General features: G+C 64.7%; 9 protein-coding genes. 8 read left to right on the forward strand and 1 reads right to left on the reverse strand.

Annotation, left to right across the window (positions count from 1 at the left end):
- A partial coding sequence (locus WA702_RS05390) for a murein hydrolase activator EnvC family protein (protein ID WP_425109504.1) occupies positions 1-520 on the forward strand: 520 nt, incomplete at its 5' end.
- Between the two features lie 128 nt (positions 521-648).
- On the opposite strand, the gene WA702_RS05395 is transcribed toward WA702_RS05390, so the two are convergent.
- Positions 649-1,620, reverse strand: coding sequence for an ATP-binding protein (locus WA702_RS05395; protein ID WP_425109505.1), 972 nt, complete (start codon positions 1,618-1,620; stop codon positions 649-651).
- Between the two features lie 182 nt (positions 1,621-1,802).
- Between WA702_RS05395 and yajC the strand changes: the two genes are divergently transcribed.
- The 7 genes from yajC to WA702_RS05430 form a co-directional block, all read left to right on the forward strand.
- Positions 1,803-2,171, forward strand: a complete 369-nt coding sequence (gene yajC / locus WA702_RS05400; protein WP_425109506.1) for a preprotein translocase subunit YajC — start codon at positions 1,803-1,805, stop codon at positions 2,169-2,171.
- A gap of 81 nt (positions 2,172-2,252) precedes the next feature.
- Positions 2,253-3,857, forward strand: a complete 1,605-nt coding sequence (secD, locus tag WA702_RS05405) for a protein translocase subunit SecD (RefSeq protein WP_425109507.1) — start codon at positions 2,253-2,255, stop codon at positions 3,855-3,857.
- Positions 3,858-3,867: 10 nt separating this feature from the next.
- Entirely contained in the window at positions 3,868-4,893 is a 1,026-nt protein-coding gene (secF, locus tag WA702_RS05410) for a protein translocase subunit SecF (RefSeq protein ID WP_425109508.1), read from the forward strand.
- Between the two features lie 54 nt (positions 4,894-4,947).
- Entirely contained in the window at positions 4,948-5,328 is a 381-nt protein-coding gene (locus WA702_RS05415; protein WP_425109509.1) for an Mth938-like domain-containing protein, read from the forward strand.
- Positions 5,325-6,191, forward strand: coding sequence for a phytoene/squalene synthase family protein (locus WA702_RS05420; protein WP_425109510.1), 867 nt, complete (start codon positions 5,325-5,327; stop codon positions 6,189-6,191). Before WA702_RS05415 ends, WA702_RS05420 begins: the two co-directional genes overlap by 4 nt.
- Before the next feature lie 139 nt (positions 6,192-6,330).
- Positions 6,331-7,257: a dioxygenase gene (locus WA702_RS05425; RefSeq protein ID WP_425109511.1), complete on the forward strand. Its 927-nt coding sequence runs from the start codon at positions 6,331-6,333 to the stop codon at positions 7,255-7,257.
- A 58-nt stretch (positions 7,258-7,315) separates the two neighbouring features.
- Positions 7,316-7,766 (forward strand): ABC transporter substrate-binding protein (locus tag WA702_RS05430; protein ID WP_425109512.1); only part of this gene is annotated, 451 nt, incomplete at its 3' end.

Below are 7,766 nucleotides of genomic sequence, written 5' to 3' on the forward strand. Positions count from 1 at the left end.
GGTTACGGCCGTGCCGGCGCCGGCTCCGACCAAGGTGGCAGCTGCAGGTCCTGTGCAGAGCGCGCGGCTGGCTCAGGCCAACCCGGCGCCCGACGAGAAGCAAGAGGCGCCGGCAAAACCGGCCGAGACCACCAGCGCGCTGCCGACCTTCCGCTGGCCGGCGCGCGGCAAGGTGATCGCAGCCTATGGCGCCAAGACCAACGGCAAGTCCAATGACGGCATCAATATCGCAGTGCCCGAGGGTACGCCGGTCAAGGCAGCCGAGGACGGTGTGGTGGCTTATGCCGGCAATGAACTGAAGGGGTACGGCAATCTGGTCCTGGTGCGGCACGCCAACGGCTACGTCACCGCATATGCCCATGCGAGTGAGCTGTTGGTGAAGCGCGGTGATACCATCAAGCGCGGCCAGGTGATTGCTAAGTCGGGTCAATCGGGAGAAGTCGGATCGCCCCAGCTCCATTTCGAGATCCGCAAGGGACCGCAGCCGGTTGACCCGTTGCAATTCCTCAACGGTGCGTAAGCCGGGAAGCTGTCGTCGCCCGCGCAGGCGGGCGATCCAGTAATCGCCGGCATATCAACTCTCACCACGGGCCGCGGCGTATTGGATTCCCGCCTTGCGCGGGGAACGACCACCGAAGCTGGGCGGCGTTACTTCGCGCTCAGCCGGACGCCGCGCCGTCCCGCCAATTCCTGAATGAACTGCCAGGCGACGCGGCCCGAGCGTGAGCCGCGCGTCGTGGCCCATTCCAGCGCCTCGTGCTCCAGCTCGTCCTCGGCAACGTCGATGCCGAAATGGCGGCAATAGCCGTTCACCATGGCGAGATACTCGTCCTGGCTGCAGCGGTGGAAGCCGAGCCACAGGCCGAAACGGTCGGACAGCGACACCTTCTCCTCGACCGCTTCGCCCGGATTGATCGCAGTGGACCGCTCGTTCTCGATCATCTCGCGCGCCAGCAGATGCCGGCGGTTTGACGTCGCGTAGAGGATCACGTTGTCCGGCCGGCCTTCGATGCCGCCCTCCAAAACCGCCTTCAGCGATTTATAGGAGGCGTCATTGCCGTCGAAGGAGAGGTCGTCGCAGAACACGATGAAGCGGAAGGACGAGGCTCGCAGGATGTCCATCAGCGCCGGCAGGCTCTCGATATCCTCGCGATGGATCTCGATCAGCTTCAGCTTGTCCGCATCGTCGCGCTCCAGATTGATGCTGGCATGCGCGGCCTTGACCAGCGACGACTTGCCCATGCCGCGTGCGCCCCACAACAGGGCGTTGTTAGCCGGCAGGCCGTCGGCGAAGCGCTCGGTGTTCTCGATCAGGATGTCGCGCATCCGCTCGATTCCCTTGAGCAGGTCGATCTCGACGCGGCTCACCCGCGGCACCGGGCTCAGCCGTCCGTTCGGGTGCCAGACAAAAGCGTCGGTATCCGCAAAGGAGGGGGCAACGGCGGTGGCCGGCGTTGACGTGGCGAGATGGATTGCGATCGCCTCCAGCGCGCGGGCGATGCGGTCGGGTATGTCGTCGGCGGGACGTCCCTTGGGGCGTTTTGCCGCGACTTTCGGTTGGTTTTTTGCTGCGGGCTGGGCGGGACGGCGGGGCGAGGTTTTGGCTGGTTTTTTCGACATGCTGCAAGTTCCTGACAGCGCAGCCATATCGGGCTGGGCCGGAGGCCGCAAGCTGCGCCTAAAGAAGGGCTGGTTCACATTGCAATTGGGACCGCGACCGCTATATTCCGCGCGAAATTCAAGTCCCTCCGGCCCGCCCAGACGGCGGTGCGCCGGCTATTCCCGTCACGAGGATCGACCGCATGCTGATTACTCCCGCCTACGCCCAGGCTGCGGCCGCCGGCGACACCAACAGCATGCTGGGCATGTTGCTGCCGTTCGCGGTCATCTTCGTGATCATGTACTTCCTGATCCTGCGGCCGCAGCAGAAGAAGGTCAAAGATCACGCCGAACTGGTCAAGAACGTCCGCCGCGGCGACACGATCATCACCCAGGGCGGCCTGGTTGGAAAGGTGACCAAGGTGGTCGACGACGACCAAGTCGAGTTCGAGATCGCCGACGGCGTCCGGGTCCGCCAGATGCGGCAGATGATCACCGCCGTCCGCGCCAAGGGCGAGCCGGCGAAGGAGCTCGCCAAGGACGAGAAAAAGGACGAGAAGGCGGCGAGCTGAGCCCGTGCTCCGTACGTCCTCGCGCCAGGGCGTATCCCTGTCACGCAATTCCGGTCGACTCCGATCTGACGGATCAATTTGATGTTGTATTTCACGCGGTGGAAGGCGCTGGGCATCATTCTCACGGCGCTGGTCGTGTGCCTGTTCGCGGTCCCGAATTTCTTCCCCGAGGCGACTGTCAAAGGCTGGCCGCTTTGGGCGCAGCGACGCATCGTGCTCGGCCTCGATTTGCAGGGCGGCTCATATCTGCTGCTCGAGGTCGATTCCAACTACATCAAGAAGGATCGGCTCGATGCGGTCCGCGATGACGTCCGGCGCACGCTGCGCGATGCCAAGATTGGCTATACCGGACTGGCCTCGCGCGGCGACGCCGTCGAGGTCAAGATCAGCAAGGACACCGAGGTCCAGAACGCGCTCGCCAAGCTGAAGGAGCTGTCGCAGCCGCTCGGCGGTCTGCTCGGCTCCAGCGGTCAGCGCTCGCTGGAGGTCACGGATGCCGGCGGCGGCCTGATCCGCCTGACCGTTCCGCAGGCGGCGATCACCGAACGCATCCGCCAGACCATCGATCAGGAAATCCAGATCGTCGAGCGCCGCATCAACGAGCTCGGCACCGTCGAGCCGGTGATCCAGCGCCAGGGCGCGGACCGCATTCTGGTCCAGGTGCCCGGCCTGCAGGATCCGACCGAACTCAAGAAGCTGCTTGGCCAGACCGCCAAAATGGATTTCCGCATGGTCGATACCTCGGTGCCGCCGGATCAGGCGCTGCAGGGTCGGGTGCCACCGGACGACGAAGTGCTGCAAAGCGCGAGTTCGCCGAACCAGCCTTACGTCGTGAAGAAGCAGGTGCTGGTGTCGGGCGGCGACCTCACCGATGCCCAGCCCGGTTTCGACCAGCAGCGTGGCGGTGAGCCGGTGGTCAATTTCCGCTTCAATACCTCCGGTGCGCGCAAATTCTCACAGGCCACGACCGAGAATGTCGGGCAGCCCTTTGCGATCGTGCTCGACAACAAGGTGCTGTCGGCGCCGGTCATCCGTGAGCCGATCACCGGCGGTCAGGGTCAGATCTCCGGCAGCTTCACCGTGCAGTCCGCCAACGAGCTCGCGATCCTATTGCGCGCCGGCGCGCTGCCGGCGCCGCTTACTGTGATCGAGGAGCGTACGGTCGGTCCGGGCCTCGGCGCGGACTCGATCGCCAAGGGCGAACTCGCCGCCTATGTCGGCTCGATCCTGGTCGTTATCTTCATGCTGCTGACCTATCGGCTGTTCGGCCTATTCGCCAACATCGCGGTCGCGATCAACGTCGCCATGATCTTCGGCGTGCTGTCGCTGTTGAATGCGACGCTGACCTTGCCCGGTATCGCCGGCATCGTGTTGACGGTGGGTATCGCCGTCGATTCCAACGTGCTGATCTATGAACGCATCCGCGAGGAGCTGCGCGGCGGTCGCAACGCGATCTCGGCGATCGATGCCGGCTTCAAGCGGGCGCTGGCCACCATTCTCGACTCCAACATCACCACCTTCATCGCCGCCGCCGTGCTGTTCTACATCGGCACCGGGCCGGTGCGCGGCTTTGCCGTGACGCTCGGCGTCGGCATCATCACCACGGTCTTCACCGCCTTTACCCTGACCCGCCTGATCGTGGCGACGTGGGTACGGTGGAAGCGGCCGCAAAGCGTGCCGATTTAGGAGCTGCCCCGTGACACACTGGATTCTCATCGGGCTTGGCATCCTGATCGTGGTGCTGGCGGTGGTCAGCTCTCTCGGCCTGCTGCCGTCGCTGCGCATCGTGCCCGACAACACGCATTTCGATTTTACCCAGTTCCGCCGGATCAGCTTCCCGATCTCGGCCGTGCTGTCGATCCTGGCGATCACGCTGTTCTTCACCCACGGGCTGAACCTCGGCATCGACTTCAAGGGCGGCACCTTGCTTGAGGTCCGCTCCAAGTCAGGGCCGGCCGATCTCGCGGCGATGCGCGCGACGCTCGGCAAGCTCGGCCTCGGCGAGGTGCAGCTGCAGCAGTTCGGCGGTCCGGAAGAGGTTTTGATTCGGGTCGCCGAGCAGCCGGGCGGCGATGCCGCGCAGCAGGAAGCGGCCAACAAGGTGAAATCAGCGCTCGGTGAAGCCGTTGACTATCGCCGCGTCGAGGTGGTGGGACCGCGCGTCTCCGGCGAGTTCCTGGCTTACGGCATGATCGGGCTGATGCTCGCTATCGTTTCGATCCTGATCTATCTCTGGTTCCGGTTCGAGTGGCAGTTCGCGCTCGGCGCCATGATCGCCAACGTCCACGACATCGTGCTGACGATCGGCTTCATGTCGATCAGCCAGGTCGACTTCGACCTCACCAGCATCGCGGCGCTGCTGACGATTCTCGGCTATTCGCTCAACGACACCGTCGTCATCTACGACCGTATCCGCGAGATGCTGCGGCGCTACAAGAAGATGCCGATGCCGCAGCTGCTGAACGAGTCGATCAATTCGACGCTGTCGCGCTCCATCATCACCCACGTCACGGTGACGCTGGCCTTGCTCGCGCTGCTGCTGTTCGGCGGCCAAGCCATCCACAGCTTCACCGCCGTGATGATGTTCGGCGTCGTGCTGGTCGGCACCTACACCTCGATCTTCATTGCCTCGCCCATTTTGATCTATCTCGGCGTCCACTCGGTCCGCGCCGAGGCGCTCGCAGAGGAGAAGCCGACGACAACGAAGAAGAAGTCGTCCTGATCATCCGAAGCCAGCCCCTGGATCATATCCAGGGGCCGCAAGTTGGTATCAGGCATGGCCCATTCCGACACACCGCATTTCCCCAGATCGGCGCCGATCGATGGTTACGGCAATGGCGGCTTCGCCTTTGCCGGCATGTCGCATCGCGGCTCGCTGCTGTGCCTGCCCGACTCGATCTGGACCTGGGATGTGACGCAACCAGGCCAAATCGACCGCACCTCCCTACAGCGCGTGTTCGAGGCCGCCAACAGCATCGACACGCTGATCATCGGCACCGGGCGTGAGGTCTGGATACCTCCAATGGGGCTGCGCAACGCGTTGCGGACGGTCAAGGTGGTGCTTGATCCGATGCAGACGGGACCTGCGATCCGCACCTACAATGTGATGATCGGCGAGCGGCGGCGCGTGGCGGCCGCGCTGATCGCGGTGCCATGACCGGGACCGAGGCGCCTGCGGATGCGGCTGCGTTTTGTGCCGCGCTGGTGCGCGAGCACGATTTCGGCCGCTACGCCGCGACGCTGTTCGTCGGGCCGGAGCTGCGGCGGGCATTGCTGTCGCTGTACGCTTTCAACGTCGAGATCGTCCGGGTGCGCGACCAGGTCACGCAGCCCTTGCCCGGCGAGGTCCGGCTGCAATGGTGGCGCGACATGCTGACCGGTGCCGCCGATGGCGGCGTCGAGGGCCATCCGGTCGCCGCCGAGCTGCTGTGGACGATTCGCCAATACGATCTGCCGGTGGAGCGCCTGACCCGCCTGATCGATGAGCATACGTTCGACCTCTACAACGATCCGATGCCGACCGGTGCTGCGCTCGACGGCTATCTCAGCGACACCCAGGCCGCTCTGGTTGCCGTGGGCGCGCAAATCGCAGCACCGCCGTCGCCGGAGATCAATCATCTTGCCCGTCACGCCGGGCTCGCGCTCGGCATGATGCATGTGATCGCGTCACTGCCGCGCGACGCCGCGCGTCGTCAGTTGTTCGTGCCGCTCGACCTGCTGGAACGGCACGGCAGCGGCCTCGAGGAGGTGTTCGCGGGCAAGATGACGCCGGCGATCGGCAAGGCGCTGGATGAGCTCGCGGCAGAGGCCAGCGAGCACCTCGAGACCGCTCTGCAGCTGCTGGCCGAGGCACCGCCTGCTATCCGGCCGATCCTGCTGCCGCTGGCATTGCTGCGCCGCGACATCGCCCGCCGGTCGCATGCTCTATCCGATCCGTTTCAGCCGCAGGCGCGCTCGCATCTCTCGATCCTGTGGGCCTTATGGCGGGCGTCGCGGTCGCGGGCATTTCGACCGCGCTGAACCGTTACGGCTGCAACCTAAGTCGTGTTGCGCTCGCACGGCCGTGAGGGCCTCATTTCCGCTCTGGACCTTGTCAGGCAGACGGCGATAGGCTGCATTACTGCTGCGCCAGTCAGCGGATCAGGAAGGAACGATAGTCATGCGGGAATTGACGCCGGACACCATGACGGACGCCGTGCTCGATCAGATGGCGTCAACGCCCGATCCGCGCATGCGCGAGATCATGGCAGCCGCGGTGAAGCATCTGCACGCCTTTGCCCGCGAGGTGAACCTGACGCCCGGCGAATGGATCAAGGGCATCGAGTTCATGACCAAGGTCGGGCAGAACTGCACGCCGACCCGGCAGGAATTCATCCTGCTGTCCGACACGCTCGGGCTCTCGGCGCTGGTGAACGGCCTGCATGACCGGACCGCAATCGAGGAGGGGACGCATACCAGCCTGCTGGGTCCGTTCTATCGCGATGAGACGCCGACCTTGCCGGCCGGCAGCCAGATCGCAAGTCGTGTCAAGCCGGGCAGCGAATGCGCGCTCTATGGCCGCGTCACCGATGTCCAAGGCAAGCCGCTGGCCAACGCGACCGTCTCGGTCTGGCAGACCGGCGCCGACGGCCTCTACGACATCCAGGAAAATCCCGAGACGCCTGACTATCGCGGTGTCTTCAGCACCGATGCCGACGGCCGCTATCTGGTCCGCACCGTTAAGCCCGTGGGCTACTCGATCCCGATGGACGGCCCGGTCGGCCAAATGGTCAAGACTCAGGGCCGGCACGGCATGCGCCCGGCCCACATCCACTTCCTGGTCGGCGCGCCCGGTTATCGCGAGCTCGTCACCGCGCTCTATCTGCGCGACGATCCGCATCTCGCCGATGATGTCGTGTTCGGCTCGTCCGACGATCTTGCCGTGGATGTCGTGCCTGACGATCCGGATTGTCCGATCAAAGGGCTGCCGAGCATCCGCTTCGATCTCAAGCTGGCGCGCGAGGGCGCAGCCGACAAGACCAGCGGCCGTGTCGGCTCCGACCCGGCGGCGATCATGAAACAGAAGGAGGCGGCCGTGCCAAGCTAGGCCGCCCACCGAAGACCAATAACGCTCAAACAAAAAAACAGCGTGTGGAGGGGGGAGAATGAATCGCAGGACCATGTTCGGCCTGTTTGCGGCCGCGATCTTGCTCGGCGGAGCATCAGGTGCAACGGCCGAGGAGCCGCCGATCAAGATCGGCATGTCGATGGCGCAGACCGGCGGACTGGCCGCCGGCGGCAAGGCATCGCTGCTCGGCATCGAGATCTGGCGCGACGATATCAATGCAAGAGGCGGGCTGCTCGGCCGCAAGGTCGAGCTCGTCGTCTATGACGACAAGTCCAGCGCCGCCGAGACGCCGGCGATCTACGCCAAGCTGCTCGACGTCGATAAGGTCGATCTTCTGTTCGCGCCTTACGCCACCGTGCCAACCGCGCCGATCATGCCGCTGGTCAAGCAGCGCGGCATGCTGCTGATGGGCAACTTCTCGTTCCAGGTGAACAGCAAGGTCGGCCACGACATGTGGTTCAACATCGCGCCGTGGGGTCCGGCCGACA

The organism is Bradyrhizobium sp. (assembly GCF_049798375.1).
In the GTDB taxonomy this organism is placed as follows: domain Bacteria; phylum Pseudomonadota; class Alphaproteobacteria; order Rhizobiales; family Xanthobacteraceae; genus Bradyrhizobium.

Coding starts and splice junctions, on each gene's coding strand:
- WA702_RS05395 (WP_425109505.1), bottom strand. CDS start 1,620: ATGTCGAAAAAACCAGCCAAAACCTCGCCCCGCCGTCCCGCCCAGCCC.
- yajC (WP_425109506.1), top strand. CDS start 1,803: ATGCTGATTACTCCCGCCTACGCCCAGGCTGCGGCCGCCGGCGACACC.
- secD (WP_425109507.1), top strand. CDS start 2,253: ATGTTGTATTTCACGCGGTGGAAGGCGCTGGGCATCATTCTCACGGCG.
- WA702_RS05415 (WP_425109509.1), top strand. CDS start 4,948: ATGGCCCATTCCGACACACCGCATTTCCCCAGATCGGCGCCGATCGAT.
- WA702_RS05420 (WP_425109510.1), top strand. CDS start 5,325: ATGACCGGGACCGAGGCGCCTGCGGATGCGGCTGCGTTTTGTGCCGCG.
- WA702_RS05425 (WP_425109511.1), top strand. CDS start 6,331: ATGCGGGAATTGACGCCGGACACCATGACGGACGCCGTGCTCGATCAG.